Source organism: Mucilaginibacter sp. A3364, from assembly GCF_059690715.1.
This window is the reverse complement of sequence record NZ_JCAWED010000001.1, coordinates 1,171,100-1,193,369: the sequence shown is the minus strand read 5'-3', so window position 1 is coordinate 1,193,369 and position 22,270 is coordinate 1,171,100. Positions and strand designations below refer to the sequence as shown.

At 44.9% G+C, this 22,270-nt stretch carries 15 protein-coding genes; 9 read left to right on the top strand and 6 right to left on the bottom strand.

Annotation, left to right across the window (positions count from 1 at the left end):
- Window positions 1-67 precede the first annotated feature (67 nt).
- Together AC59JT_RS05245 and AC59JT_RS05240 are read right to left on the bottom strand one after the other, a co-directional pair.
- The gene (locus AC59JT_RS05245) at window positions 68-1,237 is read right to left on the bottom strand and encodes a FecR family protein (RefSeq protein WP_497396562.1); all 1,170 of its coding nucleotides are present in this window, start codon (window positions 1,235-1,237) and stop codon (window positions 68-70) included.
- Between the two features lie 88 nt (window positions 1,238-1,325).
- On the bottom strand, window positions 1,326-1,916 hold the full coding sequence (locus AC59JT_RS05240) for an RNA polymerase sigma-70 factor (RefSeq protein ID WP_497396561.1): 591 nt from the start codon (window positions 1,914-1,916) through the stop codon (window positions 1,326-1,328).
- A 306-nt stretch (window positions 1,917-2,222) separates the two neighbouring features.
- Between AC59JT_RS05240 and AC59JT_RS05235 the strand changes: the two genes are divergently transcribed.
- Together AC59JT_RS05235 and AC59JT_RS05230 are read left to right on the top strand one after the other, a co-directional pair.
- Window positions 2,223-2,396: a hypothetical protein gene (locus AC59JT_RS05235; protein WP_497396560.1), complete on the top strand. Its 174-nt coding sequence runs from the start codon at window positions 2,223-2,225 to the stop codon at window positions 2,394-2,396.
- Window positions 2,397-2,502: 106 nt separating this feature from the next.
- Window positions 2,503-2,970 carry a hypothetical protein gene (locus AC59JT_RS05230; RefSeq protein WP_497396559.1) on the top strand — a complete coding sequence of 156 codons (468 nt, stop codon included), beginning with the start codon at window positions 2,503-2,505 and terminating at the stop codon, window positions 2,968-2,970.
- Between the two features lie 78 nt (window positions 2,971-3,048).
- On the opposite strand, the gene AC59JT_RS05225 is transcribed toward AC59JT_RS05230, so the two are convergent.
- Entirely contained in the window at window positions 3,049-4,599 is a 1,551-nt protein-coding gene (locus tag AC59JT_RS05225; protein WP_497396558.1) for a glycoside hydrolase family 76 protein, read from the bottom strand.
- A 24-nt stretch (window positions 4,600-4,623) separates the two neighbouring features.
- Window positions 4,624-6,216 carry a LamG-like jellyroll fold domain-containing protein gene (locus tag AC59JT_RS05220; RefSeq protein ID WP_497396557.1) on the bottom strand — a complete coding sequence of 531 codons (1,593 nt, stop codon included), beginning with the start codon at window positions 6,214-6,216 and terminating at the stop codon, window positions 4,624-4,626.
- 366 nt (window positions 6,217-6,582) lie between these two features.
- Here AC59JT_RS05220 and AC59JT_RS05215 point away from each other — a divergent pair, with 366 nt between their 5' ends.
- The 7 genes from AC59JT_RS05215 to AC59JT_RS05185 all read left to right on the top strand — a co-directional run bounded on the left by AC59JT_RS05215 (window position 6,583) and on the right by AC59JT_RS05185 (window position 19,116).
- Window positions 6,583-7,917 (top strand): BamA/TamA family outer membrane protein, encoded by a 1,335-nt coding sequence (locus AC59JT_RS05215; protein ID WP_497396556.1) that lies wholly within the window; start codon window positions 6,583-6,585, stop codon window positions 7,915-7,917.
- 78 nt (window positions 7,918-7,995) lie between these two features.
- Complete coding sequence (locus tag AC59JT_RS05210) at window positions 7,996-9,294, top strand: glucosidase family protein (protein WP_497396555.1); 1,299 nt, start codon at window positions 7,996-7,998, stop codon at window positions 9,292-9,294.
- Window positions 9,295-9,742: 448 nt separating this feature from the next.
- On the top strand, window positions 9,743-12,265 hold the full coding sequence (locus AC59JT_RS05205) for a DUF5686 and carboxypeptidase-like regulatory domain-containing protein (RefSeq protein WP_497396554.1): 2,523 nt from the start codon (window positions 9,743-9,745) through the stop codon (window positions 12,263-12,265).
- Between the two features lie 152 nt (window positions 12,266-12,417).
- The gene (locus AC59JT_RS05200) at window positions 12,418-13,662 is read left to right on the top strand and encodes a Pycsar system effector family protein (RefSeq protein WP_497396553.1); all 1,245 of its coding nucleotides are present in this window, start codon (window positions 12,418-12,420) and stop codon (window positions 13,660-13,662) included.
- A gap of 2 nt (window positions 13,663-13,664) precedes the next feature.
- Complete coding sequence (gene ppk1 / locus AC59JT_RS05195; protein WP_497396552.1) at window positions 13,665-15,701, top strand: polyphosphate kinase 1; 2,037 nt, start codon at window positions 13,665-13,667, stop codon at window positions 15,699-15,701.
- The gene (locus tag AC59JT_RS05190) at window positions 15,698-16,546 is read left to right on the top strand and encodes an SdiA-regulated domain-containing protein (protein ID WP_497396551.1); all 849 of its coding nucleotides are present in this window, start codon (window positions 15,698-15,700) and stop codon (window positions 16,544-16,546) included. Before ppk1 ends, AC59JT_RS05190 begins: the two co-directional genes overlap by 4 nt.
- Before the next feature lie 2 nt (window positions 16,547-16,548).
- On the top strand, window positions 16,549-19,116 hold the full coding sequence (locus tag AC59JT_RS05185; RefSeq protein ID WP_497396550.1) for a BamA/TamA family outer membrane protein: 2,568 nt from the start codon (window positions 16,549-16,551) through the stop codon (window positions 19,114-19,116).
- 114 nt (window positions 19,117-19,230) lie between these two features.
- Here the strand turns inward: AC59JT_RS05185 and AC59JT_RS05180 are convergent, their stop codons facing one another.
- Complete coding sequence (locus AC59JT_RS05180) at window positions 19,231-21,573, bottom strand: GAF domain-containing protein (protein ID WP_497396549.1); 2,343 nt, start codon at window positions 21,571-21,573, stop codon at window positions 19,231-19,233.
- Window positions 21,574-21,695: 122 nt separating this feature from the next.
- Window positions 21,696-22,262 (bottom strand): phosphatase PAP2 family protein, encoded by a 567-nt coding sequence (locus AC59JT_RS05175; RefSeq protein WP_497396548.1) that lies wholly within the window; start codon window positions 22,260-22,262, stop codon window positions 21,696-21,698.
- Between the last annotated feature and the right edge of the window lie 8 nt (window positions 22,263-22,270).

The window sequence follows — 22,270 nt, the reverse complement described above, 5'->3', positions numbered from 1 at the left end:
ACGTGAGTAAAATTTCTTTCATAATGGTTAGTTTATAATTTGTCCAATGATCTTTATTCGTTAATAATTATTTCTGGTGCTTAAATACCTTAACACGCTTGCCTTCAACAGTAAAATCTACCTCGCCGGTCTTCCGGAAGAAGTTTAAAATCGTTGCCAGTTTTTTTGTGCGACTTACAGATCCGCCAAATTTTTTGTTTCGCAGGCTGTTATCGGCCCACACAAATTGCACATCGTAAACGCGGGCAACTTCGGCCAATATGCCGTTTAGTGCTTCGTGGTTAAATATCAACTTACCCTGCATCCAGGCGGTTGTGGCTTCCAGATCGGCCTGCGCCACGGTAAATTTATTACCATAAAAAACAGCCTGCTGGCCCGGGCTAAGGGGTAAGGATTTGCCGGTTTCGCCATCAATTACATTTACAGCGCCTTCTACCAATGTTGTTTTTATTTTATCGCCTTCGTCATAGGCGTTCACATTAAACTCGGTGCCGACATCCTCAATGATCTGGCTTTTGGTTTGTACCCTGAAAGGCTGTTTAGTGTTATGCTTTACTTTGAAATAGGCTTGCCCAGTTACGGATACAGGCCTGCTATTGCCGTTAAATACTACCGGGTAAGTTATGCTTGAACCAACATCCAGATAAGCAACCGAGCCATCGGCAAGCGTTAGTTCGAATTTTGTGCCGCTGTTATTAGCAAGGGTGTGCATTGGGGTTTCATCAGCATCTGTAGCTGCGTTGCTGTAGTCCACATTCTCGCCAACATGGTTGAGTTGGGTGCCGTCATCGGCTTTCAGTAAACCCCGGTGTTGCTGATCCAGCGTTATCTGTTTACCATTATCAAGGGTAAGGGTTACGCCGTTTTTTACGGGAGAAATTAATTCACTGTTTCCTGCTGTTTGCGTTTCGGCTTCTGGTTTATATGTAATAAAATATACGCCTACACCCAGCATTAGCAAAACGGATGCAGCTAAGGATATTCGCCCCAGCCACGATTTTTTTTGCGGCTGTTGCTGAGGCTGATCTAAAATAAACTGCAGGATATCTTCTTTACGTCCGGCATCCATTTGTTCATGGATACGGGGCATACTCTCCCATTCCACATCCATAACCGTTTCTAATTGCGCCTGCAGGTTGGGGTCGGCCAATAGCGATTGCCATTCCGAAAGTTCTTCGGGAGTTAAGGATCGTTGTTTATACTTTTTAAATAAGTACTGAAATCTGCTTATGGTCATGTTAATTGTGAAGGCTGCGTTAACTATGCTTAGCAAACGTTGCCTTTATTAACAAGACGGACGGAAATAAAATTCGGGGATATAAATTTTAAAGAAAATTTAAAATAATTACAAAGATGGCCACATCGGTATGGCTACTCATGTATCGCCTTAAAAATCTAAGCGATAATTTCATATAGGTTTGCACGGTAAAAGGTGATAGTTGCAAACGCTCGGCTGCCTCTTCATACTTCAATCCCTCCTGGTGGCAAAGGGTATATACGTAACGATGTTGTTCAGGCAGCAGGGCCAGGCCTTTAGAAAGCACTTTAATCGTATCGTTCAAAAAAATGTGCTCCTCGGTTTCATTGTGTAGTTCGTTCCAGCTACGCTTAAGCTCGGTATCGGCTTTTATAGCTAGTTGCTGATGCCTTAACAGGTCAATAGCTTTGTTGCGGGCTATGGTTTTTAAAAAGGCTTCAATGTTTTTAATACTGTTTAGCTTGTGGCCCATTTGCCATAATTTCAGCATGCTTTCCTGCACTACTTCTTCGGCCAATTCTTCCGAAAGCAGGATACGGAGAGCGAAGGAATATAATTTAGCATTATACTTTTCATAGATCAGCTTAAACGCATGGTGGTTTCCATCTGCCGCATCATGCAGCAAATCAGCATCATTATATAGCGATCTTATTTTCAAGCTAAATAAATTACTCTACATCAATATTTCATAAATTAACAAAGGCGGTATTAGCAGCAGCCTCAGCCAGGATTTGGTTTATCGTTCTAAATCATGCGTAAGCAGTATAAAAATATCACCGCAGCATTAATTTAGCACACGTTTAACACGCTTTTAACAAATCTAAAGCGGATACATCAATCATAGCTAATACGTTTTTTCATATTGTTGATATTCCTTTTCATATTAATCAACATAACTAAATGCAGCGTTTTTAAACATTGGCACCATTTGCCCGTTATATTAAGGACGATAAATTAAAAGCATATGAAAACCACCGACTATACCTCACCGGACGAGCTGTTCGACAACAACCCGGAACAGGAGAATTATCCTGAAGATGGCAATGAAACCCAAACCGGTGCCGCCACCGATCTGGATGATTTGGAAGAACACGCCGAAACCAATGATGACGACAGCATAATAGACACGGACGACTGATCGCCTGACTGCTCCTGGCCTATAGAAGCGGCTCATTTACCGACAAATAGCCCTTGATTACCGAAAAGCTATTCGACGGTTGCAGCGTAGCCGGTAGTTTAGCGGCATGATTTCGATAATTGCTTTACTACTACTGTTACTAACTGTAACGCTTAGCCTTGGGGGCGGCCTTTACGAAGTATTGGTTGTTTATCCCAACTGGAAACACCAGGTTGATCCCGCTACCCTACCCGGAAAATTAGAATCGTCCGGCCAAAACCTGGCTGCCAAACGCTTTTGGCCGCTGGTTTCGCCTGCACAGGGTTTATTGGCTATCGTAAACATTATACTGGCGTACAACTATGTTGGCCCTGCACATTGCTACTGGTTGTTCGCATCCACTATTGTATTTGTTAGCAGGTTGATCACCTTTATCTATTTCATCCCTGCCATCATCAAAATATCCAAACCCCAAAACATAGCACAGACAAAATTACAAGCAATGGTTAACCGCTGGACAGCCCTTAGTCCATTGCGTTTATTGCCCGAATTGGCCGCATGGTTAATACTTTGTATTGCCTTGATGAATTTTTAACACGCCTACCCATCATAACCACAAAAGGCCCGAAAACTGAGTTTCCGGGCCTTTTGCATTATTTACTGTTGCTATAAATTAAAGTCCTTCATGCTCCAGCAAAGCCAGGCGCGATATCATTTCCAAACATGCGCCCTGAAACAGGATATCGAACTCAGCCTGCGTAGTTCCGCCCCTAAAATCACTATTGATGAGGTTGGTGGTACGGTTGCGAGCGTTTGATAGCCAGGCATTGGCCATGGTTTTTTGGTAAGCCTTTACATAGGTTTTTACACCGTCAATTTTATACAGCTCAATATATCCGCGCAGTAAAATGGCCTGAAACCAGACATGACCCGGCTCCAATATGCGGAAGGACTCACCCAGCGTATATGAGTTAAATGGTACGAACCATTTTTTATAGGCAGCTTGGGCAATGTTTTGCGCATCGGTTAAATACTGCGGGTTTCCTGTTATTTTATATAACAAACAGGCAGCCTGCATGGGCTGACCGGCATTATACTGAAACTTACTTTTAGCAATAACCAACGCCGAATTAGGATCGGCCGGGTTTGACAGCGTTGCGTTGTCCCAGTACAAATAGTCGGCAGGGTCTTGTAGTTTATTTTTTGTCCAGGCATACAAATCTTTAGCACTTTGCAGGTATGCAGGGTCATTAGTAGCCATGTATAACTTGGCGGCCAAAACAGCAGCAGGCGCGCTTGAGCAAGTATTTTTTGAGTTTCCACCCTCTTTCCAGTATACCCCACCTCCCATTACATTATCAGTGCCCGAAAGGATGAAAGTCCACACCAGTTTAGCACGGTTAAGGTAGCCTGTGTTTTTGGTTAGTGCATACATATCAACCATATCCAAGCCTACCCAAATGTTATCATCATAGTAACGCTCATCGCCGGTACCCGGGTAAACTGCATAGGCTTCGGGTTTACCGTTAGCTGTATTCCTAAACTTATCTATACCCGTAAGGAGGCGGTTATCATATAGCGTAGCAACCTTATCTTTATAAACCGGGTAAGCTTCTGCCGCTTCCTTCAATGCTACATAACCCGAAAACGCGCCACCGTGGCCCCAAATAACGGCTGCACCATTCCAAAAACCATCTTTAAAAGGGTAGCTTGCTGTCCATATATCGCGGGCTTTACCTTCAAGGTACAGGCTAACAAGCGAAGTCATCAACGTATCGGCGCGTTTTAGCGTGATGGGAGTCAAATCGGGTGCGGTAGTTGAATACGGCGTGGCCTGCACGGCAACTTCTTCTGATTTAACGCCGGCTTTATTAACAGCCGCTACTTTAATGGTATACCGGGTTACAGTAGGTACAATAAGTGATATCTTTTGATTAGCGCCTTTAGTTGCATTTAGCACAATGGGGTTAGCGGTTGCTTTACCACCTGCGGCAACGGGCGAATAAGTTACGATAACTTTCATCAATGCTTCGTCGTCGGGGTTTGTCCAGCTTACTTCTATCTCATTTTCATCGGCTGTTGGCACGGCAACCAATTTGGTAACAGGCGCTATGGTTTTCCCAATGGTATCTTCGGGTAATTTAGCCTGTTCGGCTTTTTTGCAGGCGACGATCATTATTGAACAGATCATTACCAGCGCGAATATTTTGGATATTATCTTCATTTTAAAAATCTTTAAAAACAACAATTAGTTAGGGCAACCTTTTTGAACAAACACACTGGCAGGCGCCTTAACCTGCGTATAGTTACCGCCTAATTTGGCGTTGGCTAAAATCAGGTTGGTTTCGTACTTACCGCCATTGCTGTCCTGTATGTAGCCAACTTCGGCACCGGCGGTAAAGTTCCAACGGGCAAGCAGGCCGGGGTTGGTTCCGCTTAGGCTACACATATTATCCTTTATTTGCTGCGCGGTGCGGGCCACGGTCCAAACACGGGCTTCGGAAACGGTGCCTTTCATCGCCCTGAAATCCTGCCCAAAGGCACGACCTATCTCAAAGCGGTTACCATCACTGCTCGACGCCAGGTTAACTACCGCATGTGTCTCATCCTGGCGGGATACGATCAGCACATCCTGCACCCCATTAATGTAGAGTTTGTATTTTTCCTTTACATCAGTCTGGTTACAATCAACCACCAATGCAATATTCATCCATTCGTTAAGGTTAAAGCTCTTGGTGCTTTCTAAAGTGATCTTATCACCCAGACCGGCAATTTGTATAGGGTGTGTTGGTCTGAAATCATCATTTTTACCCCTGATGATCAGGTTACCTTCTAAACCCATAAAGGTTTGCAAGCCCCGGTAGCCATCTATCTTGCAGGTAAGCTCCATGGTTATTGTTTTAAGGCTTTTTACTGATGCATCGACAATAGCTATATCGCCAAAGTTGGCGTAGCCGAAGTATTGGTCGCTTAGGTTCATGGCAAATGCGCCTCCGTTTACGCTTACGTTAATGGTGGCTTTCTGGCCTTTTTTATCTTCGACCAACACGGTGGTAGTGCCGTTTATTTTTCCTTTTACAGTGATGACGTTACCCTGCACATAGGCTTTGGCCACTAACGGATTTGCTACCGTAACTTTATAGTCGCCGTTACCCGTGTTCACGGTGATTTCTTCACTGCCCTGCACCGCGCCTAAGCTTACGGTGGTTTTACTTAATCCCAAAACAGCCGGGGCGGTAATAGTTAAGGTTATAATGCTCTCTTTACCTTTAGCATCGCTCACTTTTATTTTAGCGGTTCCGGCAGCAATTGCTTTTACCGTGAACTTGCCATGCGATTCCAGCTTCGCGGTATTGATCTCTACCATAGCGGCCGTATTCTCAATAGCTTCTGCCTTGTAAACCGAATTACCGGTACTGATATTAACCGTAAGCTCGTTTTTGCCGGGCACGCCTACTTCTAAGGCAGCGGTGTTTGTACTTAATACCAGGTCAAACAGTTTGGCTACAGTAACGTCAATGGTTTGGCGCTTAAACATTTTGTCGGTTATTACAATTACAGCATTGGCTTTATCCTGCGCTGCTGTAGCGCTAATAGTAACTACATTGCCGGCAATAGTGGCCTTGGCAACGCTTTCGTTTGATGACACGGCAGTATACTCGCCATTACCGTTGGTAATATTTACACTTAGGCTGGCATTGGGTGTTAATGCAACGCTGCTTTTATCAAGCGTCATTTCCACAATGTTAAGCGGGGCGCTGTCTTTCTTGGCGCATCCCTGCATCATGAGTTGGGCCGCAATAACAAGGCCCAGCAAAAAAATTGGTTTGTTTTTTAACATACTAGGTAATTTGGTGATGTATTTGGTTAATTAAATTGGTTTGCAGATGATATACTTATCCCACAGGTTTTACAGACTATTAGCCAACAGCAAGCACAGTAAAAGCAGAAAGCTTAAACGGGCATACAGTAAAAACTAAACAGCTTGCGCCATAGGGATAGCCCGTTTAGGGGCATCAGTCAGGAAAAATTTCATTATTAGGTAAATTGGTTGCAACTAAAGTAGTAAAAAAATGCAGGGTGCAATACATACCAGGTCATCAAATCTTAAAATCTGACGTATATGTCAGTAGTTACAGTGTAAACTCCTGTAGTCATCAAACAAAAAGCCTGTTCAATACTTATTAAATAGTTTAATCTTTTTTTGATGATGCAGTTCAGCCATAAGCAACCCTATACTTCTATTAAATATTTAGTTATCATATTGTTAATGCTACCCTATTGGGGTTATACACAGGTTAGTCTTCCGGCTGATTCGCTAAAGGCGGACTCTTTGCGCATCAAAAATAAACAGCAGGCAAAACCTGTTGAAAACCTGGGCCACCAATATGATTTTAACGATCTGACGCATGCTATCTTTCACCCTAACCAAAAACGCGATAGCCTGCGCAAAAACTCGGGCATTACCGTTGTGCCTAATATTGCCGCCAACCCCACTATTGGCGCACAGATAGGTATAAAAGCAGTTGCCGGGCGTAAATTGGGGAATGACCCTAACACGCTGTTATCCGTTGCCGCAACGTCAGCATCTATTACCAGTAAGGGTATCATTTACTTCTACCTTAATCATAACGTATTTACACCCGGCAACCGTTGGAATTTCCAGGGAAACCTGGTAGCGGCTAAAACCGTATCGCCCGATTTTGGCTTAGGTATTGGTAATGATATTATTGGCGGCACGGCCGCAGATCGTGTACTGGCCAACCCAACACATAAGGGCTATGCCATACGCTCCTATTACTATAACATCCGCGAGAAGGTGTACAAAAACATAGGTAAAAATGTGTTTGTAGGTGCTGGTTTATCATTCGAGATCAGGCGGAATATCCGCTTCGGCGATACTACCAACAATGCCACGCCATCCAGTGTTTATAATAACAAATACGGCTTTCCGCAGGATAGCTACTCATCCAACGGCTTCCTGTTCAATATAGCCTACACCACGCGCGATAATCCAAACCGGGCCTATAAAGGCATGTACTTTGACGCCGGTATACGCATCAATCAAACATGGATAGGCAGTACCAAAAACGCCCTGCAAATAACTACCGACCTAAGAAAATACGTTAGCTTATCTGAAAGTAATCCCGAAACCGTACTGGCTTTCTGGAACTGGGGATCATACCTGGTAAGTGGCGCTGTGCCCTATTTAGAACTACCCGGCACGGCTCGCGATGGCGCCTTCCGCAGTGGCCGTGGTTATACTGCGCAATATTTTAAAGGCACACAGTTTAACGACACCGAGGCCGAATTCCGGTTCCCGATACTGAGGAACAAGTTTATAAGCGGTGTGATGTTTGGCAGTTTACAAACCGCTAACGACGAGCACGGCACCAAGCTGTTCCAGGTGTTTCAACCGGGCTATGGCGCGGGCTTAAGGGTGTTATTCAATAAGGCTACGCGTACCAACCTGGCGCTTGACTATGCCTTTGGTAAATACGGCAACCGCGGCTTCTTCCTTAACCTTAACGAGTCGTTTTAATTGGGTGTTAATAGTAATTAACCAAACAGCAATTAACTTTAGTTGTTATGTTTGTACATTACCAATTTAAGCTACCTTATGAAACTTCGTTTACTAACAGCAACGCTATGCTTAGCGATGCTGGCTTTATCCGCATCGGCGCAACAGAAAAACAATCGTACACTGGCTAAAAACATACTGGCCGATAAGCGCATGGATACCATCCAACAACGAGCTTTGAAACTGCTTACCGGCTTCTCGGCAGGTACATCATACAACGAAGTTTGGATCCGAGATTTTAACACATTTATCAAAGGATCGCTCAAAGTACATCCTAAGGAAAAGGTAAAGGAAATGCTGCTCTTGTTTTTCAAGATACAGGGCGAAGACGGCAATATTGTTGATGGTTTAGTTGATACATCCAAAGCACACGGCGGCTACGCTTATAGGTACTCTAAACTGATACCTACCTGGGCGGCGCATAAGAATACCGTAGAAACCGACCAGGAATCATCGCTGATACAAGCCGTAAAGAAATACATTGACGCAACCGGCGACCGCACTATCCTTACCGAACAAATAGCCGGCAAAACTGTGCTCACCCGTATGGAAGACGCGCTTCTGTATTTGATGAAAGAAAGATGGTCTGCCAAATACGGACTGGTTACCGGAGCCACCACTATTGATTGGGGCGACGTGCAACCCGAAGCTGGCTGGGGCGTGGCCATTAACAATAAAACCAAATGGGCGATTGATATTTATGATAATGCCATGTTTGCCATCGCTGTTAAGGATTTGATGGCGATGAAAACCACAGGCTACAAATGGCGCAAGGACTGGGCCACGGTAGCCGCTCAGCTTAAACTCAACGTACGCAAACACCTTTGGATGGCTGCGCAGCAAAAGTATCGCCCACATATATATCTGAACGGGAGCCCCTTCCCGGCATCGTTTAACGAGGATGAGGTGTTGTATACCGGCGGCTCTATCTGCGCTATAATCGCGGGCTTTAACACCGTTGCCGAGGTAAAACAAATTAACAAACAAATGCTGGTTGCTGCCGCGAAAGAGAAGTATGCAACAATAGGAATCACCATCTACCCACCCTACCCAGCCGCGCAGTTCCCGAACATGAAACCCTATACCTACCAAAATGGTGGAGACTGGACCTGGTTCGGCGGTCGTGTGGTTGAGGCTTATTTAAAATATGATATGCCTGCCGAAGCATACGTGGCACTAAGCCCTATGCTTGACAGACCCATAAAGTACAATGGCTTTTTTGAATGGTACGATGTATTGAACGGGCAACCCAAAGGCTCGGGCGCTTTCCGTGGCGAAGCCGGAGTTTTGTATGATGCTATAAGCCGTTTACGTGGCTGGGCTAAAGCGGGGCGATAACAGCAATTAGTGAGCAGTTAGCGCACCTTGCGTATACGGGGTGCGCCACTTTTAAAGTGGCGCAAGTGGCGCACCAATTTTTCACAATCAATTTATTATCAATGCTTTAAAACAAAAAGCGGCGCAATGCGGCGCACCCTAAAATTTCCACAAACAACTGATTATCAACAACTTAAATTTTTACAAAGTTTACACCTTTTAAAAGTGGCGCACCCTGAAATGAACATTTTTAACCGAGCCCTGGAAATTACATCCGCCGGTACTACAATAGTAAACCTTATTTATTATATTTTCGTATCAGCAATAACTGAGATTAAAAAGCAGCTAAATAAAACAATTAGCTGCTTTTTAATATTAGTTTAAGCATGATATTGTTGATGGAAATATTTGTTAAACTCAACCTAAAATACCTGCAATACTTAACAAGGCGGTATACCGTTTATACTCTATGCGTCACTGGCTGATCTTTATTTTACTGCTATTTCCTTTTTTTGTTTCCGGTCAACAAGCACAAACTACCGTCAGTGGCAAAGTTGTTGATGAAGCTACCGGGCAGGCCCTTGCCGGCATTAGCGTTGTATTTACGGGCAGTACCGTTGGCACATCCACAGATAGCGAGGGCCGGTTTTCTTTAAGCGCCTCTACCCGTTTTAGCGAGGTATCATTCTCTTATGTCGGCTATCATTCGGCTACCAAAACAATTAAGCCTGGGCAAGCGAACCAGATCACTGTCCCGCTTACCCGTCGGTTAACGGAGTTGGATGAAGTCTCTATTAGCTCAGGCAAACGCCAGCGGTACCGAAACAAGGGCAACCCCGCGGTTGAACTGATTCAGCAGATCATCGATCATAAAGAGCAAAACCGCATGCAAAGCCCTGCTTATTTGCAGTATGATCAGTACGAGCGCACGGCGCTATCTATGTTTAATCTTTCGCCCAAGCTAACCGGCGCGGCGTGGTTCAGCAAGTTTCAGTTTATGTTGGATACGGCGGTGATCAACGGCACACGGCAGGCGGTGCTTCCGGGCTTTTTCAGTGAAAAGATCTCGCAGCATTTCTTCCGTAAAAGTCCCGAGAAAACCATCAATGTTTTGCAGGGCGAAAAGAGCATTAACCTGATCAAATTTGTTGATACCTCGGGTTTAGATATTTTTATAAACCGGCTGTATGGTAATACAATTGATATTTATGAGAATAACATTTTCGTAATCAATCGCCAGTTTTTAAGTCCAATTGCTAATCATTCACCCAACTATTATAAGTTTTTTATAACCGATACCATTGATACCGAAAGCGGTAAAATGGTGGAACTAAGCTTCACACCCCGCGCAAAAGGCGATCTGCTCTTTGAGGGGAAGCTATTCGTATCGCTTAACGGGCAATACGCGGTTACCGCTTGTGTGCTGAATGTGAATAAGGACATTAACATGAATTTCCTGCGATCGTTGGAGATCAGGCTTGATTTTAAAGCACATACCGATAAGCGCTACCTGCTCACCAAAAGCAATGTAAAGGCCGATTTTGGTTTGCTAAAGGATCGCGGCATGGCCATGCTGGGTGAACGCTCGGTAATGTACACCAATTATGTGTTTGACAAGCCCCAACCCAATAGCTTTTACAGGGGATTGGACAATCGTATCGATGATAACGCTGCCGATGCCGACAGTACTTTTTGGGCAAGCCATCGTACAGATACATTGACCAGTCAGCAAGCAGGTGCCTATAAACGCATTAGCCGGTTGGAGCAAATGCGATCTTTCAAAGTTGCTACCTGGATAGCCAAGACCTTTACTACCGACTATGCCGATCTGGGCAAGTTTGAGGCCGGGCCGGTAGGCGCTTTATTTACTTACAACAGCCAGGAAGGCGCGCGTTTCCAGTTAGGCGGCCGTACTACCGAAGAGTTTAATAAGGTTTTGTATTTGGATGGTAATGTAGGTTATGGCTTAAAGGATAAGGAAGTGAAATATGAGATGAATACCATATTTTCTTTAAACAAAGTATCGCCCTATCGCTTTCCTAATAATTTTATCAAACTAACTTACAGCTACGATGCCGATATACCCGGTCAAAGTTTTAACGTAAGTAATTCGCAAGCGGTGCTGAACTCATTCCAAACGGGCAGCACCAATTACTGGCTGTATGATCGTATTTTTTCGGCCGGATATGTGCGCGATTTCGAGAGCCGTTTTTCCTATAACATATCCTACCGTAACTGGAACCAACGCCCTGCCGGGGAATTGGTTTTCCGCAGTAACGACCCGGGTGGTGCCCTGGTCCATGATTTAACTAGCGACCAGATCGTACTCGGTTTACGCTATGCCCCGCACGAGCAGTTTATACAAGGATCGCGCACGCGTACTACTATCCGCAATAAATATCCTATTTACAGTTTGCAGGTAACGCATGGCTTTACTAATTATACGTATACCAATTTTACCGGCCGTATCCAGAAGCGCTTATTCCTATCGCAATTGGGTTTTGCCGATGTTACGTTGATGGGTGGTTATTTGGTAGGTAAAGTACCTTTTCCGTTGCTGAATATTAGTCCGGCAAACCAGTCTTTGGCTTACGATCCGTACTCGTACAACAAAATGTACTATTTAGAGTTTGTGAGCGATCATTACGTGGGATTAAATTACACGCACTCTTTCAGCGGCTTTTTCCTCAATAAGATCCCGCTCATCAAACATTTAAAACTGCGCGAGTATCTATCGTTTAAAGCCCTTTATGGCGGTGTACGTAAGGAGAACGACCCGGCGCAAAGTGGCGGACTGTATGTATTCCCAACCGGCTCAGGCAAATCAAGCGGTACATATGCTTTGGGTAATGTGCCTTATTTAGAGGTTGGCGCGGGCCTGGGCAACATCTTTAAATTTGTTCGGTTTGATCTTATCCGCAGGTTTAATTACCTGGATAGGCCGGGCGTATCGCAATACGGTATTAAGGTTAGCTTTAATTTGAGGTTGTGATATCAGCGCTTAATCTTTAAGTTATCAACATTTATTCATCAAAATACAGTCCATTGTCATTGTTAAGCCTGATGAATTTTAGCTGCGCGACAAATGGAGATATATGGATTATTTGAACTAAATTTGGGTACCTGCGTACATAATTGTCACCCATGAAGTTTCAGCAACTGCTAGAAGATATTAAGCAATACGTTTTATCGTATTTTGATACCCATCATGATAGCGAACTGGTTTACCACGATTTAAACCACACCAAAAGCGTAGTGAGCAATGCCACACACATTGCCAACCACTACCAACTAAACGACGAAGATTTTTTCACGGTGATAGCCGCCGCCTGGTTTCATGACACGGGCTATTTTACCGATAAAATCAAGCATGAAGCAGCGGGCGCGCAGTTAGCGGCCAGTGTATTAGCAGAACTTAAGGTTGATGCCGCTATCATTGAAAAAGTAAAAGGTTGCATTATGGCTACCCAAATGCCGCAAAAGCCCGAAGGCTTACTACAACAAATTGTATGCGATGCCGACCTGTACCATTTGGGTACCGATAAATTCCCCGAAAGAAATAAGGTATTGCGCAAGGAGATCGAGGCCATTAAACATATGGACATCAGTAAGCAGCAATGGCGCCAAAAGAATATCGAAATGCTGCAATCGCACCAATATCATACCGATTATGTTAGGCTGTTGCTGAACGACCAGTACGATAAAAACCTGCAAAAACTCATCAGCAAACAAGCAGAAGCAGAAACCGAACAAACAAACATCGCGCAAGCGACACCTGATACACAGCACATTGCCACAACACCCGCACCCACTCCTATGGCAAACGATAAAAAGAAAAAAGACAAACCCGAACGCGGTATTGAAACCATGTTTAGGATAACATCAGGCAATAACCAGCGTCTGAGCGATATGGCCGACAATAAGGCCCATATTTTAATTACCGTAAACTCCATCATCCTTTCAGCTATCATCAGTTTAGTATTGCGTAAAATTGAGGAAAACAGCTTTTTGGCGGTGCCGAGCTTTATATTATTGACGGTTAGTTTACTATCCATGATATTTTCTATACTGGCCACCCGCCCGGCTATCCCGCATGGGGAATTTACACAGGAAGATATTGACCAAAAAAGGGTTAACCTGCTTTTCTTCGGTAACTTTTATAAAATGAACCTGGAGCAATACACCGCCGGTATGCTTAAAGTAATGGATGATACCGACTTTTTATACGGCACGCTCATTCGCGATGTGTACTCGCAAGGCGTGGTCTTGGGGCGAAAATACCGTTTGCTAAGAGCAGCCTACAACATTTTTATGTTCGGGCTCATTATATCGGTATTGGCCTATATTATAGCTACCGTAATCAATAACATCGACACCAAGCACCACTAAACATGGCTGCCTATTCGTATTATAACCGCGACCTGAGCTGGCTCTCGTTCAACGAACGCGTGCTGCTGGAGGCTGCCCACGCCGGCGTGCCCTTAATGGAGCGCATCAACTTCCTGGCTATATTTTCTTCAAACCTTGATGAGTTTTACCGCGTGCGCATGCCGGTACTCTTAGCTATGGATAAGCTGGGCAAGCTGCAAAGCGAAGCCGATGTACCTGCCGATCCGCTTAAAGTAGCCCAGCAAAACATCATGCGGCAGCAAAATTTGTTTGGCCAATTATTTACCGGGCAGATCATTCCCGAGCTGAAAGAGCATGGTGTTCATTTGGTATTTAACGAGGCTATTCCCCCTGGCATCGCCCCACAGGTAAGCGAGTATTTTTATAGCCAGGTAATGGCCTTTTTGCAGCCGGTTGAGCTATCGCTTAAAAACTTCTTCCCGCAAAATAACGAGCTTTATTTTTTGGTGACCCTTAGCAACGGCGGCGAGGATAAAACCTACGTGCTCAACATACCATCAGATCAGCTGCCGCGATTTTATAAGACGACACATGACGGCGTAACTTATGTTTTGTTCCTGGAAGACGTCATCCGCCAGCACCTGGACAAGGTATTTAAACACGGCGACATAAACGGCTGCTACACCTTCAAAATAACCCGCGACGCGGAGCTGGATCTGAAAGATGAATACCCCGGCGACCTCTCCGAGCAAATTGAGGCCCAGCTACAAAAACGCGATTCGGGGATAGCCACCCGCTTTTTGCACCAACCCGGCATCCCGCTGCGAACCCTGCAAATGGTGAGCGATAACTGGGGAATCCCTGCGGGCAGCCTGGTAGAAGGCGGCAATTATCATAACCTGAAAGATCTGTTTGGCTTCCCCGTAAGTTTGCCGGGTATGAGCTATGAAAAATGGCCGGCCATGCATAATCCTATTAATGGCGAGGCTTCCATATTTGAGCAATTGGAGAACGGGGACGTGCTCATCAACACGCCCTATCAATCGTACAACAGCATCCTGCGCTTTTTTAACGAGGCGGCGCTGGATGAGCATGTGGAAGAAATCTACATTACCATGTACCGCGTGGCGCGTGATTCGCGGATCGCCAACGCGCTGATCAATGCGGCATCGGCAGGGAAAAAAGTGACCGTTTTGGTGGAACTCAAAGCCCGTTTTGACGAGGCCAACAACATCAAATGGGCAAAAAAAATGAAGGCTGCCGGCGTTAATATAATTTACAGCATCACCGCTTTAAAAGTACACGCCAAGGTAGCTTTGGTTAAACGTGATACCGGTCATCGTACCAAATACTATGGCCTGCTATCTACCGGTAATTTTAACGAGAACACCGCCTCTTTTTATACCGACCACATCCTCATGACCGCCAACGGCGATATGCTGCGCGAGATAGAACTACTGTTTATCTTCCTGGCCAAACGGCAAAAACCTGCATCGCAGGATCTCATTCCCTTCAAACATTTACTGGTGGCCGGGTTTAACCTGCAGCAAAGGTTTATGGATATGATTGACCGCGAGATAGCCAACGCGAAACACGGTCTATCGGCATCCATCATCATTAAACTCAACAACCTGGAAGAACGCAAGTTGATAGATAAGCTTTACGATGCCTCGCAAGCTGGTGTAAAGGTTCAATTACTGGTACGCAGTATTTGCTGTTTGCGACCGGGTGTTAAGGGCATGAGCGAGAACATCGCCGTAAAACGTATTGTAGACAGATATTTAGAACATGGCCGGGCGTTCATCTTCCACAACAACGGCGCGCCCGAGGTTTTCATGGGTTCGGCCGATTGGATGAACCGCAATATTTACCGGCGCATTGAAGTTTGTTTCCCGGTTTATAACGAGCAGACAAAAGCACAGGTAATCGAAATTATTAACCTGCAACTGCGTGATAACGTACAAGCTGTAATGCTGAACGAAAACCTGGAAAACGTAGCGATAGAAGTTACCGAACCGGCCATCCGCTCGCAGCAAGCCATTTACCGCATATTAAATGCCGAAACCATAAGCGTATGAAAAAACTGAACGCTATTTTATTAGTCAGCCTGCTTGTAGCGGCATCATGCACCGGGCAGCAGCGTGGTGGTAGTCCGCAAGGCTACGACCTGAATAAACCCGTAAAATATTTTATGCCCGAAAGCCTGAGCGAAATATCAGGCATCGCTTTCCGCGGGGCTAAAAGCGATATGATCTACGCCGAGCAGGACGAAGAGGGACGTGTGTACTACTTCCATTTGGGCGATAAGCAGGTTAACTACACCAAATTTGACAAAAAGGGCGACTACGAGGATATTGCCATCATGGGCAACCAGGTTATCGTACTGAAAAGTAATGGCGAGTTATTCGTTTTCCCTTTTAACCAGGTAGGCAAACCCGAAGCTGCCGGCGTTCAAAAGCAGGCTGGTTTAATCCCGGCAGGCGAATATGAAGGCTTGTATGCTGATGAAAAAACGAACCAACTATATGTACTTTGCAAGCATTGCGAGGGCGAGAAAAGTAGCAAACTGGGCGGTGGTTACATTTTAAAAATGGCTGCTAACGGTGTGTTAAGCGCTGCCGGACAGTTCAGTATTAATGTAAAAGATATTGAGGCTTTGGCGGGCAAAAAGAAACTGCAGTTTCATCCATCCGCCTTAACCAAAAACCCGCGTACTAATGAATGGTATGTGCTATCATCGGTTAACAGGTTATTGGTAGTGGCCGATGCGAATTGGAAGGTAAAAGCTACCTATCCGCTTAGTTCGTCACTATATGTACAGCCCGAAGGCATAGCGTTCGATAATCAAAACAACCTCTATATATCCAGCGAGGGCGATAAAATAACACCGGGTACGGTGTATAAATTCATCTATAAAAAATAGCCATGAGTTTACCTAAACATATCCTTACTATTTGCGTAGCGGCTTTAACGGGCCTGGCTTCAACCAGCCACGCGCAAACAAAAGCCGACAGTATTACCGTTGCCATTGAACCGAATTATGATAAGGTAAACGGCACGCACCGTTTCTTTTTGGGCGAGGGCTACCGCAAGCTATGGGCAACACCCGTTAAAATGCGGGTATTTCATTTGAGCAAAGAAAAAGGCGGACTAAAAATATTACAGCGCGGCGGTGGCATGCAAACCAAATCATTACGATTGGAGGATGCCAACGGACAGGAATGGGTGATACGCACCATTCAAAAATATCCCGAAAAAATATTGCCACCTACCCTTCGCGAAACGGTGGCCGCTACCATTATTCAGGATCAGATAGCGGCAGAGCATCCGTTTTCGGCAGTTATTGTGCCGCCGCTGGCTAAGGCTTTGGGCATTCCGCATGCTAACCCTGAAATTGTTTATGTACCTAATGACCCTGCCTTTGGCGAGTATCAAAAGGATTTTGCCGACCAGGTATTTTTATTTGAAGAGCGGGAGCCTTTAGACGCCAAGAAAACCGACAACACCACCAAGGCCCAGGAAAAACTAAAAGAGGATAACGATAATAGCGTAGACCAAAAAACGGTATTACGCGCCCGCTTGCTGGATATGCTGTTGGGCGATTGGGACCGCCATGAAGACCAATGGCGCTGGGAACGTACCAAAGGTAAATACGGTACAGTTTACGAACCTGTACCTCGCGACCGCGACCAGGTGTTTTACAATACTTCGGGCGTGTTGCCGTGGTTGGTTTCGCGGCATTTACTGATGGCGAAGTTTCAGAGCTATGAGGACCATATACGCTCCATAAATCGTTGGAATTTGAATGCGCGCTATTTCGACCGCTACTTTTTGAATGGGCTTAGTGAGCAAGATTGGGAAACACAAATAGCCGATGTGCAAAAAACATTGACCGATGAACTGATTGTCAGATCTGTTAAACTAATGCCCGGCTCTATTTATGCACAGAGTGGTAAACAACTGGCGGATAAAATGATTGCCCGCCGTAACATTCTGAAAAAACAAGCACTTAAATACTATCGCTTTTTATCAAACACGGTTGAAATACCTACCAGTGATAAACGCGAGCATTTTAACATTACCAACGAGGCTGATGGTAAAGTAACCATCAAAATAAACAAACAGAAAAAAGAAGGCGACCTGGAACAAACCACTTATCAGCGCACATTTGATCCGGCGGTTACTAAAGAGATCAGGCTTTATGGTATGGGTAGCCCCGATGAGTTTGCTTTTCATGGTAAAAACAGCTCGCCCATTAAACTGCGCCTGGTTGGCGGCGATGATGAGGATACTTTTGTTACCGATGACAACATTAAAGGCAAAGGCAACCGTTATGTGTACGATCGTAGCGATGAAAAGAATAAACTGCCAGCCAACGCGCATTTGCGTACAGGTACGGATACGATGGTAAATAACTACAATAGCCAAAGCTTTAAGTATGATTTCTTTCAGCCGCTGATATTGGGAAGTTATAATAAAGATTACGGCGTGCAGTTTGTCGGCAATTTTATATGGCAAAAACAGGGTTTCCGTAAGGAACCTTATGCCTCAAGGCAAAGCTTGCTGGTTAATTATGGTTTTGCTAACAATTCGTTAATGTTAAACTATAACGGCGATTTTAAAAAGGCGCTTGGTAATAACGATATAGTGGTTAACATCCTGAACAAAGGGCCCAACTATACCAGCAACTTCTTTGGTTTGGGTAACGAAACCGTGTTTGCCAACACCGGTCAGCAACGCCTGCCTTATTATCAAAACGTATATAATTACATTGATGCCGATATCCGCATCAAACACACTTACAACAATTGGACGGTGACCGGCGGCGTAGCGGCACAATATTACAATGGCGATGAGGATGACAACACCAACCGTTTCCTGCATAATTACGATCTGCTGCATCCTAACGAAAAAGTATTTGCCGGTCAGGGTAATGCCGGTGTGGTAGCCGGGTTTACGTATGATACGCGCGATAAAGGTATCTTCCCCCACAAAGGTGTATACTTTACCACCAACCTGATGGGCATGAAAGCGCTGAACGACGATGCCCACAACTACGGCCAGGTAACATCCGAATTCAGCTTTTACCTTACCCCGCCAAGCGATTCGATATTTGTGGTAGCTATGCGTACAGGCGGTGGTACCACCATCGGCAACGCCTCCTACTATCAGCAACTAAAACTGGGCGGCAATCAAAACCTGCGCGGCTATTACATTGGCAGATTTACCGGCAAAAGCACGGTTTATAACAATATCGAAGTGCGCTTAAAGCTCATCGATTTTGCCTCATATATACTCCCGGGCACCCTCGGCATCATTGGCTTTAACGATGTAGGCCGTGTATGGACACCCGGCGAAACTTCATCGCAATGGCATGATGGTTACGGTGGCGGTTTTTACTTTTTACCGGCGCAGCTGATTTTGATACAGGGTGTGGTTGGGTTTTCTAAAGAAGGCGCTTATCCGTATATATCAGCGGGGTTTAGGTTTTAATACCTACCCCGCTATGTTATTTCGACCAACGGGAGAAATCTTATACGAGCGACAAGTAGCGAAGCGTATAAGATTTCTCCTCGTACCTCGTCTAAATGACATGTATTATTAATGTTAACTCAACTTCTTATATAACTCATTGTAAGAAGCTGAACGCTGCGCCAGCAAATTTTGCTTATGCAGAATGCTCACGCGCAGCGCTTTTAAGCCAGATACCGATTGCAGGTCTTCTACATCAAAATGTTCCACATCGCTACCCAGCACCCCTTCCTGTTGCAATATGTTAATGTAGCCCAGGTACTCCTGCTCCTCTTCGGCTTTGCTGTAAATAATGGTTATTTTACCTTGTTGGGTAACACGGTTAATGGTGCCTTTAATATGGGCCTTGTCTATCCGTTTTTTTATCACCTCGTAGCGGATATTGTAAGCGCCATCCACATCAAAATGCTTTTCATCCATCCGGAAACGGATAGCTATCGGCGTACTGAAAACCAGTATCAGCGAAGTAACCCCCAGCGGATAAGGCAACACCCCTTTCAGGTCAAATTGCTCGGTTTCCATTTCGGCAATAACGCGTAGCTGCCACAGGCGCAGCCTGTGCAAATGCTGAAGTGAGAACTCCTGTTTAGGCGCTATCGATGCCCCTATATACATGTTATGTTCTACCCCGTCGGTTTTAAAACGCTCAAAATAGTGCGGGTAATACCGTTGTATCTCGGCCTGGCGGCTATCCAGTATGTTGGTTAGCTTTTGGTTAATGAGCGTAAGCGTTTTATCGTAATTGCGCCTGTTAGTATGGAAATCGCCTGTGGCGGCATCGGTATTTTTAAAATAGGTTGCCACAGCCCGCTTATCATCGTGTAACTCCAATAACGGATGCACCCTGGTTTCCAGATAATGCTGTATTTGCGGTTCTGTATCGGCGCGTATGCTGAAGGATAGCTCGCTCACAAAGGCGCGCAGATCCGTCACTAAAATATCTTTGTCATCAATTTTAACGCCTCCCAGCAAAGCAATTAACTGGTTAAGCTGGTTACTCAGGTCGGTTTGTACGCTTGAGTTACGCGTAGCGGATGAGGCGCTGATATCCACCTGCCCGTAAAGCGGGTAAACATCTTTAAAGGTTATTTCTTTTAACGAATAAACAATATCTGCGTTAGCGCCGTGAATATAGTTAAGCGCCTCGCGGCGGAATTTCCAGTACACGCTTGGGTGCAAAGTGGTGTAGTAGTTTTGTATAACCGCCTGCACTTTGTTTTGCATATCGTTACGCTTGCGATCGATGGTATCAACCAAAAACGGCATTACAATTTCAAGCTTATTGGCGGTAACGCTGTTCAGTTCGCGCTTACGCGGTGATACCAACTCCAATATCCCCAGCAAAACTTCGTTTTTAATAACAGGTGCCAGTATAAAACTTTCGGCGCCCTGCGCTTTAAAATGCGGGCCTATCCGGTTACCGGGATTCTTTTTAATGAACTCATCCACATCAGAAACGGCGAAATAACCATGATCCTGCATTACGCATGAGTATGATTTACCTTCCAGCATTGATTTGCAATCATCCACCTCCTCATTATCGGGCACCAGGAAGCTTTTTATCTGCAAGCCGGCCATGCTGTTGCCAAACTTTCCTTCATTTTGATCAAACAAAGTAAAACCCATTTCCATATCAGGTATCTCAAACATGGAACGGAATATAGATTGTAAACTCTCGCGTACCTGCAATGCCGAAAAATTGCCCAGCAAGTTACTTTTCAGGGTAGACAGAGAATTCTCCACCGTAACATCAACCAATGACATAAGGGCAAAACCTTTGATGATCCAGTTGCCCGGCGGGAATTTCTCTTTCCATAACTCCAGGTTATCGTAACTATCCATCAGCAGGTTTATTTCTTCCTGCGTTAGCACGGGCATTTCGCCACCGGCAGGCATTACTTCTAAAAAATCGCCGTTATATAAAATGCGATAGTGTTTAATGATGCCTTCGGCGGTAGGTATATCATAAAATAAAGGCTTTTTAAAATCAAGATGCGTGCCGTAAAAAATATACAGTATCATGCAGCAGCTTAATACATAAAACTGGTGCTCATCAAAATCGCGGATATTGATATCGAAATTTGAACCTGCATCACGCAATATATTTTCAAAACGCTTGGTTTTATTAAACAACAGCCCCTGGTAAGGTAAGCTTACCGCTTTGATCTCGTTCAGCGTTAATGCTTCAGGGAAAAGATCGGCCAGCAGTTCGCTTATCAGGTCGGCGTTTTCGGTGATCTGGCTTTCGCTGGTAAAACCGTCGCGCAGTTCGGGGTGCTGGTTTACTTTTTCAAGCAATGCTTTGGCGTTAACACAACGCCAGCCCTCGCCGGTAGCCGCAGTCTGCTCCAGCCTTTCAATTATTTTATGAAAGGAAAACTGTATACGGAACGGACTATTTTCTAACTGCGGTAACATGGGTGCGTAAGGGATTTTGGCAAAATTATTAAAAATTTATAAGACTGAACCGTAGTACCCGCCTTCTGACTTTGGCGTGAAACTAAACGTACATTATCATTGCAATTAGGAATAAGATTTAATTACTTTTTCAGGAAGGACATACCCACCGCCGAACCTGCACCTATTAAAGCCCCTGCCGCCACATCTGTAGGATAATGAACCCCTAAATAGCTGCGCGAATAACCGATAGACCCCGCCCATAAAAAAGACGGCGCTATAACATACCATTTTGGATAAGCTATTGAGACAGCGGTAGCCGTTGCTATTGATGCCGAGGTATGCCCGGACGGGAACGAATAGCCCTTGGCCTGGTAAACCGGTACTATTTTAATGTTTTGAATATATGGCCTCGGCCGCTTAACCAAAACTTTTAAAAGGTGCGTAACACCAAATGATATCAACGTGCTACTAGCCACATACATGGCATTCTCGCGCAGATCACGGTCTTTACCGATAATACCACCGGCCAACATCCCAACAGGTATAGCAATGTTACCATAGCGCTCGCTATCCGAAAGGAATAACATAATACCCGTTTGCTCGGGCGTACGGCTTGCGGCCAGGTTTAACATCACCTTATCATCCCACTGCTGTAAAGCTGATTGATTGGATTGCGCGTTTGTAGTGTCCACCACAAGGATGGTCATCAAACAAA